This window comes from Pseudomonas sp. F01002, from assembly GCF_004402115.1.
GTDB classification, from domain to species: domain Bacteria; phylum Pseudomonadota; class Gammaproteobacteria; order Pseudomonadales; family Pseudomonadaceae; genus Aquipseudomonas; species Aquipseudomonas frigoris.
Window position 1 is genome coordinate 115,008 of sequence record NZ_SOPU01000026.1, and the last position, 20,169, is coordinate 135,176.

The 20,169-nt window shown below is 57.8% G+C and carries 16 protein-coding genes; 4 read left to right on the forward strand and 12 right to left on the reverse strand.

All coding sequences use genetic code 11. The features are described from left to right. Positions 1-183 precede the first annotated feature (183 nt). The 7 genes from E3W21_RS22620 to E3W21_RS22650 form a co-directional block, all read right to left on the reverse strand. A complete protein-coding gene (locus E3W21_RS22620) occupies positions 184-609 on the reverse strand; it encodes an AprI/Inh family metalloprotease inhibitor (RefSeq protein WP_134421914.1) in 426 nt (141 codons plus the stop codon). A gap of 67 nt (positions 610-676) precedes the next feature. After that, a complete protein-coding gene (locus E3W21_RS22625; protein WP_134421915.1) occupies positions 677-2,134 on the reverse strand; it encodes a serralysin family metalloprotease in 1,458 nt (485 codons plus the stop codon). A 363-nt stretch (positions 2,135-2,497) separates the two neighbouring features. Beyond that, complete coding sequence (locus tag E3W21_RS22630) at positions 2,498-2,965, reverse strand: hypothetical protein (RefSeq protein ID WP_134421916.1); 468 nt, start codon at positions 2,963-2,965, stop codon at positions 2,498-2,500. Between the two features lie 194 nt (positions 2,966-3,159). Beyond that, complete coding sequence (locus tag E3W21_RS22635) at positions 3,160-4,245, reverse strand: polyamine ABC transporter substrate-binding protein (RefSeq protein WP_134421917.1); 1,086 nt, start codon at positions 4,243-4,245, stop codon at positions 3,160-3,162. 60 nt (positions 4,246-4,305) lie between these two features. Then, positions 4,306-4,647 carry a cupin domain-containing protein gene (locus tag E3W21_RS22640; protein WP_134421918.1) on the reverse strand — a complete coding sequence of 114 codons (342 nt, stop codon included), beginning with the start codon at positions 4,645-4,647 and terminating at the stop codon, positions 4,306-4,308. A 43-nt stretch (positions 4,648-4,690) separates the two neighbouring features. Next, positions 4,691-6,094 (reverse strand): FAD-binding oxidoreductase, encoded by a 1,404-nt coding sequence (locus tag E3W21_RS22645; RefSeq protein ID WP_134421919.1) that lies wholly within the window; start codon positions 6,092-6,094, stop codon positions 4,691-4,693. Positions 6,095-6,144: 50 nt separating this feature from the next. After that, positions 6,145-6,960: an AraC family transcriptional regulator gene (locus E3W21_RS22650; RefSeq protein ID WP_134421920.1), complete on the reverse strand. Its 816-nt coding sequence runs from the start codon at positions 6,958-6,960 to the stop codon at positions 6,145-6,147. 263 nt (positions 6,961-7,223) lie between these two features. Here E3W21_RS22650 and E3W21_RS22655 point away from each other — a divergent pair, with 263 nt between their 5' ends. Further along, the gene (locus E3W21_RS22655) at positions 7,224-7,496 is read left to right on the forward strand and encodes a DUF1652 domain-containing protein (protein WP_129444231.1); all 273 of its coding nucleotides are present in this window, start codon (positions 7,224-7,226) and stop codon (positions 7,494-7,496) included. Between the two features lie 66 nt (positions 7,497-7,562). Here E3W21_RS22655 and E3W21_RS22660 read toward each other — a convergent pair whose 3' ends face one another. Then, complete coding sequence (locus tag E3W21_RS22660; protein ID WP_134421921.1) at positions 7,563-10,037, reverse strand: UvrD-helicase domain-containing protein; 2,475 nt, start codon at positions 10,035-10,037, stop codon at positions 7,563-7,565. A gap of 280 nt (positions 10,038-10,317) precedes the next feature. Here E3W21_RS22660 and E3W21_RS22665 point away from each other — a divergent pair, with 280 nt between their 5' ends. Next, positions 10,318-11,013 carry a pirin family protein gene (locus tag E3W21_RS22665; RefSeq protein ID WP_134421922.1) on the forward strand — a complete coding sequence of 232 codons (696 nt, stop codon included), beginning with the start codon at positions 10,318-10,320 and terminating at the stop codon, positions 11,011-11,013. A 62-nt stretch (positions 11,014-11,075) separates the two neighbouring features. Here E3W21_RS22665 and pgm read toward each other — a convergent pair whose 3' ends face one another. The 4 genes from pgm to E3W21_RS22685 all read right to left on the reverse strand — a co-directional run bounded on the left by pgm (position 11,076) and on the right by E3W21_RS22685 (position 17,393). Next, a complete protein-coding gene (gene pgm, locus E3W21_RS22670; RefSeq protein WP_134421923.1) occupies positions 11,076-12,722 on the reverse strand; it encodes a phosphoglucomutase (alpha-D-glucose-1,6-bisphosphate-dependent) in 1,647 nt (548 codons plus the stop codon). 111 nt (positions 12,723-12,833) lie between these two features. Then, positions 12,834-14,234 carry a PLP-dependent aminotransferase family protein gene (locus E3W21_RS22675; RefSeq protein WP_134421924.1) on the reverse strand — a complete coding sequence of 467 codons (1,401 nt, stop codon included), beginning with the start codon at positions 14,232-14,234 and terminating at the stop codon, positions 12,834-12,836. A 67-nt stretch (positions 14,235-14,301) separates the two neighbouring features. Beyond that, the gene (locus E3W21_RS22680) at positions 14,302-15,792 is read right to left on the reverse strand and encodes a hypothetical protein (protein ID WP_134421925.1); all 1,491 of its coding nucleotides are present in this window, start codon (positions 15,790-15,792) and stop codon (positions 14,302-14,304) included. Between the two features lie 578 nt (positions 15,793-16,370). Then, complete coding sequence (locus E3W21_RS22685) at positions 16,371-17,393, reverse strand: zinc-dependent alcohol dehydrogenase family protein (RefSeq protein ID WP_056743735.1); 1,023 nt, start codon at positions 17,391-17,393, stop codon at positions 16,371-16,373. 268 nt (positions 17,394-17,661) lie between these two features. Here E3W21_RS22685 and E3W21_RS22690 point away from each other — a divergent pair, with 268 nt between their 5' ends. Both E3W21_RS22690 and mexE read left to right on the forward strand, forming a co-directional pair. After that, entirely contained in the window at positions 17,662-18,579 is a 918-nt protein-coding gene (locus tag E3W21_RS22690; RefSeq protein WP_008156370.1) for a LysR family transcriptional regulator, read from the forward strand. A 322-nt stretch (positions 18,580-18,901) separates the two neighbouring features. Next, the gene (gene mexE, locus E3W21_RS22695; RefSeq protein ID WP_134421926.1) at positions 18,902-20,155 is read left to right on the forward strand and encodes a multidrug efflux RND transporter periplasmic adaptor subunit MexE; all 1,254 of its coding nucleotides are present in this window, start codon (positions 18,902-18,904) and stop codon (positions 20,153-20,155) included. The last annotated feature ends 14 nt before the right edge of the window (positions 20,156-20,169 follow it).

The following is a 20,169-nucleotide window of genomic DNA, read 5'->3' on the forward strand; positions in this document are numbered from 1 at the left end:
TATTCCTGAGGTGTTATTCCTCGCCCTATCTGGCGAAGTTTCCATTAACTGTCCGCGCAGGGGCGGATATAGGCTTTGCAGTTGCGCTTACAAACTAATAACAACTTTTCGTGGGCGGCAGAGCGCCTCCACTAGTTGTGTCGCGCTTATGTCGGCAATGACGAGCGTTATATTCGAATCGTGTTATTGCACCTGGCGCACAAGTGTTATGACCAGATCGGATTTCAATGTGGCTTTATACGATCCGTCGCGTTGGCGGCTGAGAAATAGAATCTTCGAGCCTTCTTTGCCGGTGATCGCCAGGCCATCCGGCTCAGGGAACCAGCCAATCGCAGATTCGCCGTCCAGCCAGGCGCTGAGACAATCGGCGCCCTCACCCAGCGTCTGTTTCGGTTGAAAGTCGATGACGCAGGCGTTGGACGGTTTGTCCTGCAACGCCTGGGACTCTGGCGAGTCATCTTTGGCGATCAGGGTCGCCTGCCATTTGCCGGCCAGTTCCGAGGGGTCTGCTAATTTCAGGCTGCTCGCCATGGCTACATCTCCAAAAAACATCATGAACGTCGCCAATAGCCACGCGGTTGCTCTGTAAGTGAAGCCGTTATCGATCATAAGGCGCTTTACTCCGATCAAGGTGCAGAGAGCAGCGCGTCTGCGCCGCCCTCCTTTTCACCTCACATTACGCAGCGATGTCGGAGTAAGCCGCCTGACCCACGGTGCTGACCAGGAAATCAGCCACGCCATGCCCGGAGAAGTCCACCGACAACAGGCTGTTGCCACCCGAAGAGGTCAACACCGCATCGCCTGCCGCACCGGTGAACGAGTTCACGAAATGCAGGCCTGCGCCGTTGGTGATACCGGTCAGGTCGATCTTGTCCAGGCCGCTGACAAAATCGAGGATCTGGTCGACAGCACCGGGTTTGGAATCGCTGCTGGCCGCGAACACGAAGGTATCCGAACCGGCGCCACCCCACAGTTTGTCCGCACCGCCCGCGCCGAAGAGGATGTCGTTGCCGGCACCGCCCTTCAGTTCGTTGGACACGCTGTTGCCGATCAGCAGGTCGTTACCCGAACCGCCGATAGCGTTCTCGACGGTGACGCCCTTGGCGATGGACACGTTACCCACCAGGCCGCCAACGTCGGAGAACGAGGCCTCATTGAGGTTGATTTTCTGGTTCTGGGTGAAACCGGAGAAGTCCAGGGTGTCCTTGCCGCCCGCATCCCATACCGAAAACACAACCTTGTCCGACGACGAAGTCGCGCTCAGGAAGTCGCGCCCGGCGTTGGAGTTGAAGCCGTAAGTGGTGTCACCGGTACGGGTGGTGGTGTTGGCGCCGTAGAGCTTTTGGATGGCCGCGATATCGTCCATCAGCGGACCGGACGAATAGGCTTCGACGCCGCCCTTGCTGAAGTTCTGGCTGGTATTGCTTTCACTCCAGTAGCTCATGACGCTGTAACCGCGGGTGTCTTGCCCGTAGGACGCGTCGTTGTAGGTCGGAGCGCCCTCGCCGGCGTTGTAGTCGCCAGGATGGGCCAGGCCCAGGGTGTGACCGATTTCGTGGGTCAGGGTTTGCCGGCCGTAATTGTTCAGGTCCGGCGTTTTGTTTGGCGTGTAGCTGCTGTTGGTCAGGTACCAGGAAGTACCGTCATAACCCGCGCCAGTGCCAGGCAGATAGGCGAAGGCCGCTGCACCATCCTGACCGCCGCTGTAGTTGCCGAAGGTCATGTGACCGTCGCCGCCCGTGGCCTTGTCGGTGAACGTGACATTGGCCACATCGGCCCAGGATTGCATGGCAAGCACAGCCTGGCCTTTCTGCTGAGCGCTGAACTGGCTGAACCCGGTAATCCCGTGCTTGTTCATGGTGCTCGACGACGCCGAGGTCAGGAACGTGTAGGTGAGTTCGATTTTGCCGCTGCCGTCCTTGTCTAGGTAGGCAGCGCCATCGCGCAGCAACTGGGTAGCTGCCTGGTCGACGGAGAAGGAGGGTTTGCCATTGACCGTAAGGTTACCGCCCCGATCATACTGATGGCTGAAGCTATTGATCTGGTTGAACGCAGAACTGGATGCAGCCAATGCTTGCAGTGGCTGGAACGCCTGTTCGGCGGTATCAATAGCGTTGTCTGTTACTTTCGACATAAACACACTTCCTTGTTTAGCTATGGAACAGTTTTTTGTCAGACAGCGACAATCTCTGGCGAGATCGTCCTATCACTCGCCCAATGAAGGCGAAAGAAAACTGACACAATTTGAAATCAACCGTCTACTTTTTTTTTGATGTCAAATTGAGTTATTCCTGCAAGTACCCGGAAACAATGCGTGCGGTGTCGAAATATTGTTTGTTAGATGGCGGCTTGCGCAAATCGTCTGACGATTTGCTATTTAATTATTAAATAGAGGTAAGTTTCTTTTTGTCGATGGGGTCTCACTTTGCTGGCGTTGTTAGTATAAGTGCCAGCATATTGCCCGCCTGACGCAACGCGTCAGGCGGGGTAGGAAGGTTTAGAATTCGGTGATGGAGTATTTCACGTCGACACGATAGCTAATGTCATCGATGACCGTCGTCTTGAATACAAGCTTGCCGGAAATAGGCGAATCGGGGTACGCATTGACGAGATCGACATGACCACTGATTGCCTCGTAGTACACCGAATGCCCTTCACCATCGACATCGTATTTCAAGTAGGAAAGGTGGAGTACTTTCGGACTGTCAAACGGATAGGTGCCTGTAGGCGCGTTTTTTTGACTGAGCTGAAGCGCAACAGCCACTTTTTTGTGATCATTTTCTGGGTCCGGCATCGTGCCATGAAAGCGTAGCGTTTCTTGCTGTTCGTCACGATAGATCCACGTGGCGTTAAAAGGGTATTCAATTTTAGTGATCAGATTAGTAATTGTTCCCTTGATTCCGCCTTTAGCCTCGCCCTTTGCGGTTTCCGAGGTTTCGGATGGGCTCAATGGTTTGCTGGACATGGTGATTCTCCCTGGCTACACCGCCGGCGATTGCCTGCGTTTGCCCAGCTATTTAGCAAGAAAATTGTATGGCTGTAACCTGTCACAAATGACAGGTATAAGAATCAAGTTTTTTATTCCGAATACATAGCTCACAGGTACAAAAAAGCCAAACGCCATCAACCAGGATGGCGTCTAACCAATGCTGATTTCCCTCAGTTCCCTGTCCGAATCTTGTTCCACACCCGCGTACGAACCCGGTCAATGTTCAGCGGCATCGCCTCCAGTGCGAACAATTTCCCCATCATGTCCGGGGTCGGGTAGACCTTGGTGTCATTCTTGATCGCCGGGTCGATCAGGCTGTCGGCCTGCTCGTTACCGTTGGCGTAGTGCACGTAGTTGCTGATGCTGGCCATGACGTCCGGGCGCAGAAGGTAGTTCATGAAGGCGTAGCCGGCCTTTTCGTCCGGGGCGTCTACCGGCATGGCAACCATGTCGAACCAGATGGCGGCGCCTTCCTTGGGAATCGAATAGCCGATGTCGACGCCGTTCTTGGCTTCTTTCGCACGGTTTTCGGCCTGCAGAATGTCACCGGAGAAGCCGACGGCCACGCAGATGTCACCGTTGGCCAGGTCGCTGGTGTACTTGGACGAGTGGAAATAGCTGACATACGAGCGGACTTTCATCAGCAGCGCTTCAGCCTTTTTGTAGTCTTCCGGGTTCTTGCTGTGATGCGGCAGGCCCAGGTAGTTCAGTGCCGCCGGCAACAGCTCGGGGCCGTTGTCGAGGATGGCCACGCCGCACTTCTGCAGCTTTTGCATGTTTTCGGGTTTGAAAATCAGGTCCCAGGAGTCCACTGGCGCGTTATCACCCAACACGGCCTTGACCTTGGCGATGTTGTAACCGATGCCGGTGCTGCCCCAGAGGTACGGGAAGCCGTGTTCGTTGCCCGGATCGTTGCTCTGCAAGGCCTTGAGCAACGCCGGGTTGAGGTTTTTCCAGTTCGGCAGTTGGCTCTTGTCGAGTTTCTTCAGCGCCACGCCTTGAATCTGCCGCGCCATGAAATGGTTGGACGGGAAGACCACATCGTAGCCGGATTTGCCGGTCATCAATTTGCCGTCGAGGGTTTCATTGCTGTCGAAGACGTCGTAGCTGAACGCGATGCCGGTTTCTTTCTGGAAGTTTTTGGTGGTGTCCGGGGCGATGTATTCCGACCAGTTGTAGATCTTGACGGTCTCGCCCGCGTGGCCGAGGGTCGCGAAGAGCGCAAGTGGAGCCAGAGTCAGTGTCTTTCGGATCATGAGTCGATTCCTGTTTGGTTTGTCTTCTTTTTATTGGAGAGCTGGCAGGCAATCAGAGGATCAAAAAATCAAAACGTAGGTCTTGCGCACGGTTTCCTGGACATCCCAGATACCAAGGCTGTTGGCTGGCAACATCAGTGCATCGCCGGCTTCTATGTGCAGGGTTTCACCGTCATCCGGGGTAAACGTGCAGCGTCCCTGGATGAAGTGACAGAACTCCTGGGCGACGATCTGCCGCCGCCAGCGGCCGGGCGTGCATTCCCAGACGCCGGTTTCGACGCCATCGTCGCGTTCAACGCTGGTGGTCGAGGCCACTGCCACGGGCATGCCCAGTGGTACGGCGACCGGATTCGACTCTTCCAGCTTCAGGGTTGCGGTGTTCTTGAATTGCGTGATGCTCATGGGAGTACCTGTCGATTGAGCCTATAGATGAAGAGCGCGCCGTTTACTGCATGAATCCTTCCATGAAGCCGGCAATACCGGTGGCCAGTTTGCGACGCCATGGTGCGGTGGCCGGGTTGGCCAGGGTCTGGTCTTCATGGGCGAAGCTGCGGATGATCGCGTTGTAACCAAGCCAGCGGCAGGGCTCCGGCTCCCAGGCCCTGAGCGCATCGAGCCCTCCTTGGATGACCCACGGCTGGCGAACCAGCTCGGTGTCGCGCTGCAGAATCAGGTCGGCCAGGGTCCGACCACCGAGGTTGCTGGCACCGACGCCCTCCCCGCCATAGCCACCCGACAAGGCGATGCCGCTGGCCTGATCGCACAGCATGTGCGGCTTGAAACGCCGGGACATCCCCAGATTGCCGCCCCAGGCATGGGTAATCCGCACGTTCTTGAGCTGCGGGAAGAGTTCGCCAAACAGATAACGCCGCAGCTCCACTTCGCTGGTGGTCAAGTCGAAGTCATGACGCAACTTGGCAGCGAACTGATAACCGCCCCGGGCACCGAACACCAACCGGTTGTCAGCCGTGCGCTGACCGTAAGTGACCTGGCGACTGTTTTCGCTGAAGGCCTGGCCGCGATTCAGGCCGATTTCATCCCACGTGGCAGCGGATAGCGGCTCGGTGGCCACTATCAAGCTCTGCACCGGAAGCTGATAACGCCCCAACGGTGGCAAGGTGACCGAGTAACCTTCGACCGCCGGCACGATCCAACGGCTGCGAACCGAGGCTTTCGCCGTACGCAGGCCACCCGATTGCCATTGGGTGACCGGGCTGTTCTCGTAAATCCTGACGCCCATTTTCTCCACCGTCCGAGCCAGACCTCGCACCAACTTTGCCGGGTGAATGGTCGCGACGTGCGGTGCATAGATACCGCCATAAGGTTTGGCGACTCTGATCTGTTGCGCCAACTGCTCGGGGCTGAGCCAGCGGTAATCGCTTTCGGTCAATCCTCGGCTGTAGAGGGTGTCGAGATAATGCCGAAGGCTGGCTTCCTGCTCTGGATAGCGTGCTGCGCAATACAGCGCCCCGCCTTTGCGGTAATCGCAGGCGATGTCTTCACGCTCGAGGACAATCCCGACTTCATCCGGAATGCCGTGCAGCAAATCGAAAGAAGCCCGGCGCTGTTCGGGCGGCAAGTCGGCGAGCAGGCGGTCTTCGCCCAGCACATTGCCCATCAGCCAGCCGCCGTTACGCCCCGAGGCGCCAAAACCGGCGGTTTGCGCTTCAACGATGGCAATGCTCAGGTCGGGCGCCTGGCGTTTGAGGTAGTACGCGGTCCAGAGCCCGGTGTACCCCGCGCCTATGATGGCGACGTCGACGTCCAGATCCTGTTCCAGCGGCGGACGCGCCAACAATGGCTCGTCGAGTTGATCCATCCACAAACTGATAGTGCGCCACGCCGACATGCAAGACTCCGCCACTCAAACTTCGATGGCGTCGATCCTAGTGCGTGGACTTAGACGCTGTCTTGCGCGCGTGCACGCAAAGAAATTTGTTTTACGTAGGCCTTGGGCGACTGGCCGGTGTGCTGACGGAAGCAGCTATAAAACGCCGACAGCGAATTGAACCCGGCGGCAAACGCCAGTTCGTCGATACGCAGTGGCGGCGTGGCGGTATCCAGTGTCGCGAGCAAATGCTGCAGGCGCGCCTGGTTGACGTATCGATAGAAGCTCTGGCCAAGCACCTGATTCAGCAGGTAGGAAATCTGATTGCGGCTATACCCGCACTCCTTCGCCACCCGTTGCAGGTCGAGTTCGGCATCGAGGTAAGGTTGTTGGCGCTGAAAATACTGCTGCAAATCTTCAGCCATGAAACTCAGCTGGCGTGCAGACAGCCCGAGTCGACTAACCGCCGGGCGTTGGCTGCTGGCGGCTTTGCTGACGGGCTGTTCATGGACCAGCGAGGCGTATTCGTTGACCTGCCAGATCAGTCCGTCACGTACGGTAATCGCCTCGCTGGCCCGGAACGACACCAGGCCTTCACCGCCGCGAAGGGTTATACGGTACTGAATGAACGCCGTGTTGCCGTCCAGACGAATACGGTCCGAGTGCTCCAGGGCTTCATCGGGATCGCGGGGCATGCTGCTGCGCACGTATTCACGTAATTCCGACAGCCCCATCACACGGTTCTGGAAGAAATCGCTGTACTGAATCTCTGGGTGATAGAGCGCCATCACCCCGCCCAGGTCCCGGTGTTTCCAGCGCAAGTGATAACGCATCACCGTGTCGCCCGTGGCCTGGGTTTGCAGCGGACCATCATCATCGGCGTGCATAAAGGACTCGGCGAGAAAAAGCCGAGCTTGCCGAAATTCCGTCTCGGCTTCAATGACCAACCAGTGGTGGCCAACTGCCGAACACCGACCGTTCCCGTGACCTGCATCAAAAAAACTGAACCAATCGCTAAACGGCCTGAAAAATCCACATCGTTTTCACATTTGGCTGCTACTTTTAAAGGCAGTCATCGGTTGAGCCATTGAAGGCTCTTCCCTCCTAACATGAGCTAAAGGAAGCGCTCGATGAATGAGGCGGGCTACATATGAATAAAGGGTTCAGTAAAGTCACCTTTCCAAACGCCTGCCAGCTGATGCGCTGGCATTTTCATCCCATGGGTTTCGAGGCGAGCATGGATGCGCCGGGCAGTATGATTGCCCGTCTATTTGACCGTGCCAGTGGCGAGACCATGATCGCCATCGCCGGCATTCCTTGCGCGACGGTAATGAATGCTGCGGATGTAGAACGAATAATCGAAGCGGTGGAAGACGAGCTTGAGGCTTTCATTCCACCCACCGCCCTCAGGAGCTACGCCTGAAGGCTGAACACTCAACAACAAGCCCACGTTAAGTGGGCTTTTTTGTGAGCGACGATCTCTTAAGGTTCACGCCGATGTCTTGCCCTGTCGGTGATCGGCAAAGAACGCCTTGCCCTTGCCGATCCGATCGGAAGCTTTAGGCAGGTTGGCTGCCTGGGTGTCTTGCCCATCGACATACCAATAGCAATGACTCACCGCCCGAGTGATGCCGACGTAAGCCAGTCGCAGGATCTCGTCTTTCTGTGCGCTGTCGTACGCTTCGCTGTCGCCAGCCTTGCCCAGACCCGCCATGCGATAGACCTGGTTCTTGTACGGCGAACTGGTCAGGTGCTGGCAATCACCCAACAGGAACACGGCGTCAGCCTGAAGTCCCTTGGCGCTGTGATACGTCAGCTGCTTCAGCCGTCGTGCTTCGTACGGCAAGCTAGAATCTACATTAACTACAGACTGAATATGTTCTTCTATCAATGACTTATCGCTACTTTTTCGATAAAGCATCAAGATCGAATCGCCCTTTCTGTAGTGCTCCATCAGGCGTTTGGCCATGCCTTGATCGTCACGATCGAGAACGTTAACCGGCAGCAATGCCTTCGGCTCGCCACTGGCCTTGGCCTTCTTGCCAGCGATCGCCGGCGCCGCACGAACGATGTGTTCGGCGGCATCGATGATGTGCTGATGGCTGCGGTAGTTGTCGCTGAGCATGACCTTGGTCGTGCTCGGCGAAGGAAATTCCTTGTTGAATTCAATGAAATACGTCGGCGAACTGCCCCGCCAGCCATAGATGGACTGCCAGTCATCGCCGACACAGAGCAACGACGAACGTTGTGCGCCGCGCCCCACGTGCATGGCCGGGCCGCGACTGCGGATTTCCGTGAGGCTCGCGCGAATCCAGGAAACGATCTGCGGCGATACGTCCTGAAATTCGTCGATCATCAAGTGCGACATCGGCCTGAGCAGCTCATCGGTCAGCAGCTTCAGGTTTTCCGGCGAATGTTCGCTGAACAAGGCGAACATCCGGTTGTAGGTCATCACCGGTGGTTTCTGATCAAGCAGATGATCTTCCAGCGCTCGCCAGTACAGGCTCAAGGCCTCGAAGAAAAACCGGTCGGGGTCGTCCTTGACAAAACTCATCTGGCCCACGGCATTGGGTACATCCAGGCCGAGGTTCTCGATAAATCCGGCGGCAGCGACAAAACAGTCCAGTAACGGCGCAGAGCTGAGTTCGCCCTTGACCTTGTAATCGAAGCCCGGCCCGGCACTGGCATCGCCTCCAAGGGACGCCAACACACGCTTTGATGACTCGTAACTATCCAGCCATATCAATGGCTTACGACAGAAAGCTTGAAACAGGGTGCGCTTGACCGCCCATTCCGCCCGCACGCTCAATTTGGCATTGGGGCGGCTGACCTGCGGGTTTTCCCGAGGATCGAACCCCAGCACCACCCAAGCGTCCAGGCTAGGAATATAGCCATGACAATGAAATGTCGAGCCGTTGATATCGAACGTCTGGCGCTTCGGCTCGATGCCTTTGATTGGCCAGGCGCTCGCACGAAACCACAAATCTTCGATAGCGTCGCAGAGCTCTTCGTCGCGTTTGGCGGCCAGTTCGGTCACAGCCATGCGCTTTTGCACGTCCGGGTGATCGCGTTCCAGCTCCTTGAGTTGCAGCGCGTGACGGGACAAGGGCTTGATCAATTCGCGAAAGCGCTCATTGCGAGTGTGCAGGCTGTGATAGCAAGCGTTGAGTTGCTGGCGCTGGGCGTCGTTGATGCGCAGGTCGAAAGGATTACTATCGACCTCCTCATCGCCGTTTTGCGGACGTTGACTGAGGTTTTCGAAGGCTTGCAGCCGCTCGAACCCCGGCAAGCTTCGAACCATCGGCAGGATTCGCGAATGGAAGGTGCGCACCAGATCACGCGCCTCTTTGAAACTGAGCGACCGATCCCAGAGTGCAAACAGCTCGATCAGTTTGTTGATGAAGTCTTTGCGCGATTCACGGGTAAAGGTCACCACCGTCATCGAACTCAGCTCGAACCCCAGATAATGGGTCAGCAGCAAAATTCGCAACACCAACGTGGTCGATTTGCCCGCACCCGCGCCGGCAATCACCGAGGTCGAGGGCGTGTCGCTGAAAATCATTTTCCACTGCGCGGCGCTGGGCTGGGCATGCGGTGGCAGCAAGCGAGCGACATCCGTCTTCATACGCTTCTTCAACTCGGCGCTCAACGGCAGACGCCAATCGTCGAACAGATTCTCGTCAACGTTGGGCGGCCGGTGTTCGGTCGAGCGTGAGTCGCGGATCAGCAATACCTGCCGGCCTTCTTCCAACCCTTCAAGTTTGCCTTCCTTATAGCCGTAATCCACCCCGGCACTGTGCCCACTGCGAAAGCCGTCAGCCTGGCCGTGCAGCCAGGATGCCCGGTGTTGTGCGCGCAGACGCGTCAGGCCGTGACCAAAGAACCGGGCGGCCAGACGCTTGAGCAGCGGCATCTCGGCCAAGGGACGAAGTTCAGGAGGAAGATCGGGGGTGTGTTGCGGCACGCGGGCTGACTCCAGGGTGTGAGGCTGTTGAGGGCTATGGTGTCTGCATTTGCCGTTCAGTTCTAGTGAAATGCTTACAGGTCATTGGCTTATGCGATGAAGTGAAGGTCGGGTGAGAATCTTTCGAGGTTATTTGATATCAAATTATTCGATTGTATTGAGGCATTTTTTACGCTTTTTATCGATCAGTGCCTGATAGATGATGCTCGCCATCAACCACCGGTTCGCGTTTCGTGGCTCAGGCGCTCTGCCCCATGACGAACCTTTTCAGGAGACGATCATGCTTGAACTCAGACCCTTCAAATCCCTGGGCGGCGCCCACCATGGCTGGTTGGATGCCCATCACCACTTTTCGTTCGCCGAATACCATGACCCAAAACGCATGAACTGGGGCAACCTACGGGTGTGGAACGACGACGTGATTGCCTCTGGCACCGGTTTCCCGAAACATCCGCACCGGGACATGGAAATCATCACTTATGTCCGTGAAGGCGCAATCACTCACGAAGATAACCTGGGCAACAAGGGTCGCACCGAAGCGGGCGACGTTCAGGTCATGAGCGCCGGTACCGGGATCGCCCACAGTGAATACAACCTGGAAGCGACAGAGACCAAGATCTTCCAGATCTGGATCATCCCGAACGAATCCGGTTTGGCACCGTCCTGGGGCGCCAAACCCTTCCCCAAAGGCCAGCGCGAAGGTTTCGTGACACTGGCGAGCGGCAAGGCTGGCGACGATCAAAGCCTGCGGATTCGAGCCGATGCCCGATTAGTGGCCGCGAACCTGAAGGCCGGTGAATCCGCCGAATATCGCCTGGACAATGGCCGTCGCGCCTATCTGGTACCGGCTACTGGCGTCATTGAAGTCAATGGCTTGCGTGCACAAGCTCGAGACGGTATTGCGGTTGCCGATGAGCAGGTGTTGCGGGTGACCGCCATCGAAGACAGTGAAATCGTCCTGGTGGACCTGGCTTGATCGGTTAAACGCGGGACAAAAAAAGGGGCGACCGTCATGGCCGCCCCTTTTTACATTCTGGATTACTTCGCAGAGATCGCGCCGTCCACCAGTGTTTGCGCTTCTGCCACCAATTGCTTGAGGTGGTCGTCACTGACGAAGCTTTCAGCGTAAATCTTGTAGATGTCTTCAGTGCCCGACGGACGCGCCGCGAACCAGCCGTTCTCGGTCATGACTTTCAGACCACCGATCGCTTGGTCGTTACCCGGTGCATGGCTGAGGATGCTCTGGATCGCTTCGCCCGCCAGTTGGGTCGAAGTGACCTGATCCGGCGACAATTTGCTCAGCAGTGCCTTCTGCTCAGGATTGGCCTTGGCATCGACGCGCACCGAAAACGGTTCGCCCAGTTCATCGGTCAAGGCGCGATAGGCCTGACTTGGGTCGCGGCCGGTGCGGGCGGTCATTTCTGCGGCCAGCAGTGCCGGGATCAAGCCGTCCTTGTCGGTGCACCAGACGCTACCATCCTTGCGCAGGAACGAAGCACCGGCACTTTCTTCGCCACCAAAGCCCAGAGAGCCGTCGAACAGGCCGTCAGCAAACCACTTGAAGCCGACCGGCACTTCGTACAGGCGACGACCCAGACGTTTTGCCACGCGATCGATCAAGCCGCTGCTGACCACGGTTTTACCCACGGCCGCATCGGCGCGCCATTGCGGGCGGTTCTGGAACAGGTAATCGATCGATACGGCGAGGTAGTTGTTCGGCGCGAGCAAACCACCGGACGGGGTCACGATGCCATGGCGATCGTGGTCCGGGTCGCACGCGAATGCTACGTCGAAACGCTCTTTCAGACCGATAAGGCCCTGCATGGCGTGAGTGGACGATGGGTCCATGCGGATCTGACCATCCCAGTCGACGGTCATGAAGCGGAAGGTCGGATCGACCTGTTTGTTGACCACTTCCAGATCCAGACGGTAATGCTCGGCAATCGCCGACCAGTAGCGCACCCCGGCTCCGCCCAGCGGATCGACACCCAGACGCAGCTTGGCATCACGGATGGCGTCGAAGTCGATCACGTTGATCAGGTCGGCGACGTAGGTATTGAGGTAATCGTGACGATGGGTCGTGCTGGCCTTGAGCGCCTGCTCGTAGCTGATGCGTTTGACGCCGGCGAGCTTGTTGCTCAGCAGTTCGTTGGCCTTGGCTTCGATCCACTTGGTGATGTGGGTATCGGCCGGGCCACCATTGGTAGGGTTGTATTTGTAGCCACCGCTTTGCGGCGGGTTGTGGGACGGCGTGATGACAATGCCGTCCGCCAGGCCCGACGTACGCCCGCGGTTGTAGCAAAGAATGGCGTGGGAAATGGCCGGTGTAGGGGTGTATTCGTCACCTTCGGCGATCATTACCGTCACGCCGTTGGCGGCCAGCACTTCAAGGGCACTGGCGCCGGCCGGGGTGGACAGCGCGTGGGTATCGATGCCGACGAACAGCGGGCCGTCGATACCCTGGGCTTCGCGGTACAGACAGATCGCCTGGCTGATCGCCAGAACATGCCATTCGTTGAAACTCAAGTCGAACGAGCTGCCTCGGTGCCCGGACGTGCCAAAAGCTACGCGCTGGGTCGAGATGGCGGCATCGGGCTGGCCGGTGTAATAGGCCGTCACCAGTCGCGGGATGTCGACCAACAGTTCTACCGGTGCCGGTTTGCCCGCAAAAGGACTGAGTGTCATGCAAAACCTCTGAAGTCGAGTGGTTCAGGAATAGGAACGCAGTTTACTGGCAGTTTCACCGCAACGCGATGGGATCGATCCATGAGTGTCACGCAGGGTATGTGGCCCCGTTCAATCGATCGATTCCATACGCAAGGCGTCCCCTAACAAGCCCACTGCCGCGGCAAGGTCGTGATCACCACCGAAGGTGTGACTCAGGCGCAAGTGTTGCGCATGCAAGCCCTGGAGACTGAACAGCTCTCCCGGCGCGATCACCACCTGGTGCTTGAGCAGGCGCTGAAACACGCGACGTACATCGACCTGGCGCAGCGAACGAACCCAGATGGTTGCACCACCCTGGGGTTCGACAAAGTGCAAGGCATCGCCCAGACGCTCCTGCAACAGCTGCGTCATCTGCACCTTGCGGTCCTTGAGCATCCGCCGTAATACCTGAAGGTGCTGATCGACACGGCCGTTGCCGTACAAGCGAGCGATGGCTTTCTGGCGAATCGGTGACAAGCGGAACGACCGCAGTAGAAAGTACCGTTGCAGTTCAGCACTGAAATGCCGCGACAGCAGATAGCCGTATGGCGCCTCCGGTCCGATGATTTTCTCGAAGGTGGAAAACACGATCAGCCGATCGGGGTCCAGCAAGTCGCGAAACCGCTGGCCGTCCGGTTCGAATCCGAGTTCGCCGTAGCAGTCGTTTTCCAATACCCAGCTGCCATGCCGCTCCAACAACTGCGCGACGGCTTGTCGGTTGTCGTCGGGTGCCAGGCTGCCTCGCGGCATGTTCAGCCCGGATGAAACCATCACCAGCCGCACCGGCTCGGTCTCCAGCAGCTCCTTGAGCCATTCGACGTCCAGGCCACCGCTGGATTGCACCGCCAGCTCGATCACTCGCACCTGCGCAGCCTGCAGCAACCGCAGAATCGCCCAGTCGCACGGCGACTCGACCAACACCGTGGCGTCCTTGAGATTCAACACAGCGATCAGTATTTCCAGCACGCCACGCAGGTCGGCGCCAATATAGACATCGTCGGCGTGCCAGCAGCGCAGCGGCGAGGTGGTGTAGCGCGCTGCCAAGGCAATGCGCAACTCCAGCTCGCCGCAAGGTTGCGATGTCGGTTGCGGCTGACGCGGATACTGGCGCAGCAGTTCTCGCTCCAGCAGTAACAACGGACTGTCGAGGGGTTGCAACAACGCCGGTTCATCGGCGCTCAAGACCAGCATTCCTGGACGTCTGGCGTTGACATAAACGGTTTCGAGCAGGTCGTTGCCACTGCTGAGCATGCTGATGGAGGACACCGGTAACGCGTAATAGCCAGACTTGGCCACCGAATAAACGCGCCCTTCCTTCTCCAGCAGCGAATAAGCGTACTGAATGGTCGAGATCGACACGCTCAGACGCTCCGCCAACTGTCGCAACGAAGGCAGACGGACTCGCGTGTCACTGACCGGTTCGTTGATCAGGTTAGTCAGATATCGGTACACCGCCTGATACGCGAAGTCAGTTTCTCGTGGCCCTTTCATGGGCAAGGGCCGAATGCCATGTGAACGTCATCACGCATCGTCGAGAAGTCCGTCAAACCAGACACTTTCAGCGCCCCGCTGACCATTCATCCGCCACAGCCGTGTCGTCGTCATAGTCGGCTGCTTCGGCTTGCAAACCCGCGCCGCCGAGTTCCGGGGCGTCTGCCCTACCCTCATCCGCAAACACCGGGCCCATGCGGTAAAGCTTGCCGATCAAGCTGACAGGCAATCCGCTGACGTCGATCATCCATTGCAGAACCTGCTCCGGCACCGGATTGCCCTGCATTGCCCGGTGCAAATCAGGCATCGCCACGAGCATGCCGGGGTGACACTGGCGCAGAAAACGCTCAAGCGCCGCGCCATTCTCGACGAAAGGTGAAAAGAGCAGGCACACCAGTTGAGCCTCGCTCAGGCCAAGGTTTTTTTGAGCGTCGGCCGCTGCCAGCACACGCTGCTCGGCCAACGCTGCCGGATTGCCGAACGCCTCTACCGCTTGTTCGCACAACCGTTCCGCCAGTTGTTTGCGCTGCATCATCACCAATGCCCGTTGCAGGTATTCGGCGACACCCGTCTCGTAGCCGCGGTCGTGCACGAAGCACGACTGCAAACCCCGCATGTGTGCAGAGATAGAAAGGCTGACGTACTCGTTGTCGCTGAGCTGGGCCGCCAGTTCGTCAGGTTGAAAACCGAGAAACTCTGTGAGCAGCGGCCAACGCTCTTCCAGGTTGCTGACCAGCATGTCGTGAATGTCGATGTACGTGGCGCGACGACAGGCCTCAAATCGTTCGGCCGGACGCCACGCAACCTGCTCATGCTCAGCATAAAAAGCGCGGTAGCAGTCGTTGCCCAGTTCATCGAGCAGCGCGAAAAGCGCCTCATAGCCGGTTTCGTGGTGATTCGAGGTCTTGAGCCCGGCCTTGGCGGCAGCACGTTTCAACCCGTCGAGAAACTGCTTCTGCTGACGAGGTGAATCGCTACTGATCAATGCATCGACACCGCTGTCCCAACGAGCTATTTGCCCATAGAACTCGCCGGTGGCCAGATACCCGTCGTCCCACAGATCAAGCGGCCCGTTCCAGGCGCGACGATGGCCCACCATCAAAAGATTGAGCCGATTCGACTCACGGCCGCCTTCGGAAACCGGCGTCAGGTGGTTGAACGGCAGGACTTCCCGGTTATCGACCATCAACACTTCGACCCGAGGATCGTCGTAGAGGAACAAGGCGCTGTAGCTGCGATGGATGTTTTCCAGGGTCGTCGGGCTTACGTCGTTCAAGCGCAAGGATGCCACTCGCAACTGGAATGTCGCAGGTGCCCGGCCGGCGATACTCAGTTGCGCAGCGCGCAGCAGCGCCAGGGTGTAACAACTGTCACGGGACCCGGACTGAATCGCCAAGACTTTGTAATCGCCAATACGCTCCATGCCCCCAGCGGCCACCACCAGTCGCTGAATCATCAGCTGCAATGCCGTGCGTTCGGCGCGCGAAAAGAAACTCAGCAATCGCTGCAGCACTTGCTGATAGACATAGTTCATCGCTTGGACATGGATATTGGTCATCTTTATTTACCTGATGCTTTTAAGTTCGATATCGCGCCAACAACGACACGCATTGCGCAATGGGTTGCTTGCCACGATTGAAGTACTGGACGTTATTGCCAAATGCTAGCACTTAAGCTTTTAGTAATTATTTGAAATAACTGGAGGTCTCCCCTGCTCCGTCCAGAGGCAGGTGGCCGCCAGGCCCTGTAGAGCCGGCCTCTTGCGGTTGCGAGCGACATCCTAGGAAATGTCCGACAGCGTCCCACAGACAATTAGCACAAGAAATAGAGAAAGAAGTCACCCATGTTTTTTTGGCAACTGCGCAACGACGAACTATTGGTCGGATATGTATTAACAGTGTGTATTGAAAAGTATCAACCTGATACCCAGCCATGACTCATTCCTTGAGATGAAAGTGATCATTCAATTATCAAGGCTTATATGATGATTAGAAGATACAGATTGAGAGCAAAAACCAGTTCAGTTGCTGAACTGACCCATTGACGGGGCAATGGGACGTCTCATTTTGGCAGGTGCTGAAAACAGAAGAGTCCGTGGGGGCACGGACTCTTGCAGAGGGGGCTTACATGAAGGGCTTATGCAGGCTCGACCTGGAGGGCGACCCGTTCGCGGCATGGGCATTCGTCCATGTAGCGGTGTGCTTCGACAAACTCGGCAAACGGGAAGACCCGAGTCTTGAGCGGCAGCAGCACGCGGTCGGCAGTCATCTGGTTGATGTCGCGCAAGGCGCGTTGCAGTGCGACCTGGTCCTGGATGATGCCCAGTTCAGGCTTGCCGGTGAAGTTGCCGATGCAGTGCACAAAGAACTGGATGTTCTTCTGGAACGCTGCGCAGGCCGGGAATGGCGTCTGGTTGCCACCTTGCAGGCCGTACAGCACCAGGCTGCCGCGAGGTGCAAGCACATCGCCAAGCAACGACATCTGTGGACCGCCGAGACCGTCGAACACAACGTCCACGCCGCGGTTGTCGGTGATCTTGTTGATCTGCATCAGCAGATCCTGTTCTTCGGTGACGATGACTTTCTCGGCACCCAGGGACAGCAGATTCTCACGCTCTTCCGCCGTCTTGGTCGCCGCAATGACCCGGATACCCAGAGCCTTGCCCAGTTGTACAAAGGACGGACCGGCACAGTGACTGGCGTCGGTCACCAAGGCGAATTGCCCGGGTTTGACCCGTGCCAGATCGACATAAGCGAAGTAAGCGATCAGCAGCGGCGTGTAATGCACGCTGGCTTCGATCGGGCTGAGCACGTCCGGGTAACGGGTAAGTGCCGAGCGCGGCAGAACGATCTGCTCGCCGTAGACCGGATAATCGTTGGGGCTTTCAGCCGGGAAGCTGGCGACCTTGTCGCCGACTGCCAGATCATCGACGCCTTCGCCGACCGCCGTCACGACGCCGGACATTTCATGGCCAAGGCCTGAAGGCAGTCGAGCGTGGGAAGAGGCCAGGTTCTGGCGCCAGAGAATGTCGTACCAGCTGATGCCAATCGCCTCGACGCGCACCTGCACTTCGCCCGGCGCAGGGAGAGCGGCCGCATGCTCTTCGCATTTGAGCACCTCGGCTGGACCAAACTTGTGAAAACGGATCGTGCGGGACATCACAAACCTCGTCAAAGAAACCTCTAATGCCCTGAACTCTATCTGGGCTTTCTACCCAAGACTATCAGTGGCTATTAATAGTCGACATGCCTGTCATTGATTCCGCAGCGCCGGTGACATCATCAAATGCCGTGAAAACCGAAGCAGCCATTTCAGGAAAACTGAATTACTCGGTGCAGAGTAGCAGCCTTTCCCCTTAATATTCATGCCGGCCATTGTTCTCATATGGCCGCTCTCGTCAAGCTTGATGACTCTGCCAGGACTCCAGATGAATCGTAATGACCTGCGTCGTGTCGACCTGAACCTGTTGATCGTTTTCGAAACATTGATGCACGAACGCAGTGTGACCCGCGCTGCGGAGAAACTGTTCCTCGGCCAGCCGGCCATCAGTGCGGCACTCTCGCGCCTGCGCGGGCTGTTCGATGATCCGTTGTTCGTGCGTACCGGCCGCAGCATGGAACCGTCCGCCCGGGCGGTGGAAATTTTCGCCCTGCTCTCTCCTGCACTGGATTCGATTTCCACCGCGGTCAGTCGTGCAGCGGAATTCGACCCGGCCACCAGCACCGCGGTGTTTCGCATCGGTCTGTCGGACGATGTCGAGTTCGCGTTGCTGCCGATGCTGCTCAAGCGCCTGCGCGCCGAATCACCGGGGATCGTGCTGGTGGTGCGTCGGGCCAACTACATCCTGATGCCGAGCCTGCTGGCCTCGGGCGAAATTTCCATCGGCGTCAGCTACACCGCCGACCTGCCGGCCAACGCCAAGCGCAAAGTACTGCGTCGCAGCATGCCGAAGCTGTTGCGGGCCGACACGGTGCCAGGGCCGTTGAGCCTGGATGATTTCTGCGCACGGCCTCATGCGCTGGTGTCGTTCGCCGGTGACCTGAGCGGCTTTATAGATGAAGAGCTGGAAAAGCTCGGGCGCAAACGCCATGTGGTACTCGCGGTGCCGCAGTTCAACGGACTCAGCACACTCATCAGCGGGACCGATATTGTCGCGACCGTGCCGGATTACACGGCTGAAGCGTTAACGGCGGCCGGTGGTGTGCGGGCTGAAGACCCGCCGTTGCCAGTGCGCAGTTTTGAATTGCACATGGCCTGGCGCGGGTCGCAGGATAATGATCCGGGCGAGCGTTGGCTGCGGTCGAGGATTCAGATGTTCTTTGGGGATCCGGATAGCCTTGCTTGATCCTGATTTTGCAGGAGGGCTTCTGGCCCTATCGCGAGCAAGCTCGCTCCCACAGGGGATTTGTGTCCGTTACCGATCCAGTGTGGGAGCGAGCTTGCTCGCGATAGGCCGCAACGCGGTCTCAAGCTGAACCTTTGCATTCCCCACAACACTGAATTGTCATTAATCTAATTGATAGCCGCCTAACGAAAGGTGCACGCTAGAGAGCTTGCATCGGACTTATATCATTCCGAATGATAGTTACCTTTGCCTCATTCGATTCGTGCGATACATCCTCGCCGAGCATCATCCGTCCATTCTCAATACATTGGCGGATGCATCCATGGAACAATCACTCAAACATTTACGCTTCCCGTTGGCCCTATTGGCCGTACTGGTGATGAGCGCCTGCGGCAAGACTCCGGACACGGCCGCCACTATGCCCGCAGCCAAGGTCAGCGTGGCCAAGGTGCTGGAACAACCGGTTAACGAGTGGGACGAATTCACCGGGCGCCTTGAAGCGCCGGAAACCGTAGAAATCCGTCCACGGGTCTCTGGCCAGATCGATGAAGTGGCTTTCACTGAAGGCGCATTGGTCAAGAAAGGCGACCTGTTGTTCCAGATCGACCCACGTCCGTTCCAGGCCGAGGTTCGCCGCCTCGAAGCCCTGGTTGCCCAGTCCCGCGCCAACGCCACCCGCAGCGAAAACGAATCCCAGCGTGGCGAACGTCTGCGCACCAGCAACGCGATCTCCGCCGAGCTGGCCGATTCGCGCACCAGCGCTGCTCAAGAAGCCCGCGCCGCCGTCGGTGCCCTCCAGGCGCAACTGGACCTGGCCAAACTGAACCTGAGCTTCACCCGTGTCACCGCGCCGATCAGTGGCCGCGTCAGCCGTGCGGAAATCACCGCCGGCAACCTGGTGACCGCCGATACCACCGCGCTGACCAGTGTGGTGTCCACTGACAAGGTCTACGCCTACTTCGACGCCGACGAGCGCGTGTTCCTCAAATACACCGCGCTCGCTCGCCAAGGCAAACGCGGTGCAACCACCCCGGTTTACCTCGGCCTCTCCAACGAAGACGGCAACCCACACCAGGGCGTGATGAACTTCGTCGACAACCAGGTCAACCCGAAAACCGGCACCATCCGCGGTCGTGCCGTGTTCGACAACAGCGACGGCGCCTACACCCCTGGTTTGTATGCACGTCTGAAACTGGTCGGCAGCGGCACCTATTCCGCCGTGCTGATCAACGACGAAGCGGTCGGTACCGATCTGGGTAAAAAGTTCGTGCTGGTGATGGATGCCGACAACAAAACGGTTTACCGCTCAGTCGAGCTGGGTCCGAAGATCGAAGGCTTGCGCATCGTGCGCAGCGGCCTGAGCAAGGATGACACCGTCATCGTCAAGGGTCTGCAACGGGTACGCCCTGGTTCGCCGGTCACGCCAGAAGTGATCCAGATGGCCAGTGAACAAACCCTCGCGGCACTCGCACAACAACGACAAGCGCTGGAAGCCAGCAACCTGCCCCAAGTCGCACCAGCCAAGGTCGCGCCGGGTTCGGTTGTGAAACTGGCTGCTGCGACTCCACGCGGTTAAGGGACGACAACTCC

Coding starts and splice junctions, on each gene's coding strand:
- E3W21_RS22620 (WP_134421914.1), bottom strand. CDS start 609: ATGATCGATAACGGCTTCACTTACAGAGCAACCGCGTGGCTATTGGCG.
- E3W21_RS22625 (WP_134421915.1), bottom strand. CDS start 2,134: ATGTCGAAAGTAACAGACAACGCTATTGATACCGCCGAACAGGCGTTC.
- E3W21_RS22630 (WP_134421916.1), bottom strand. CDS start 2,965: ATGTCCAGCAAACCATTGAGCCCATCCGAAACCTCGGAAACCGCAAAG.
- E3W21_RS22635 (WP_134421917.1), bottom strand. CDS start 4,245: ATGATCCGAAAGACACTGACTCTGGCTCCACTTGCGCTCTTCGCGACC.
- E3W21_RS22640 (WP_134421918.1), bottom strand. CDS start 4,647: ATGAGCATCACGCAATTCAAGAACACCGCAACCCTGAAGCTGGAAGAG.
- E3W21_RS22645 (WP_134421919.1), bottom strand. CDS start 6,094: ATGTCGGCGTGGCGCACTATCAGTTTGTGGATGGATCAACTCGACGAG.
- E3W21_RS22650 (WP_134421920.1), bottom strand. CDS start 6,960: ATGCACGCCGATGATGATGGTCCGCTGCAAACCCAGGCCACGGGCGAC.
- E3W21_RS22655 (WP_129444231.1), top strand. CDS start 7,224: ATGAATAAAGGGTTCAGTAAAGTCACCTTTCCAAACGCCTGCCAGCTG.
- E3W21_RS22665 (WP_134421922.1), top strand. CDS start 10,318: ATGCTTGAACTCAGACCCTTCAAATCCCTGGGCGGCGCCCACCATGGC.
- pgm (WP_134421923.1), bottom strand. CDS start 12,722: ATGACACTCAGTCCTTTTGCGGGCAAACCGGCACCGGTAGAACTGTTG.
- E3W21_RS22675 (WP_134421924.1), bottom strand. CDS start 14,234: ATGAAAGGGCCACGAGAAACTGACTTCGCGTATCAGGCGGTGTACCGA.
- E3W21_RS22680 (WP_134421925.1), bottom strand. CDS start 15,792: ATGACCAATATCCATGTCCAAGCGATGAACTATGTCTATCAGCAAGTG.
- E3W21_RS22685 (WP_056743735.1), bottom strand. CDS start 17,393: ATGTCCCGCACGATCCGTTTTCACAAGTTTGGTCCAGCCGAGGTGCTC.
- E3W21_RS22690 (WP_008156370.1), top strand. CDS start 17,662: ATGAATCGTAATGACCTGCGTCGTGTCGACCTGAACCTGTTGATCGTT.
- mexE (WP_134421926.1), top strand. CDS start 18,902: ATGGAACAATCACTCAAACATTTACGCTTCCCGTTGGCCCTATTGGCC.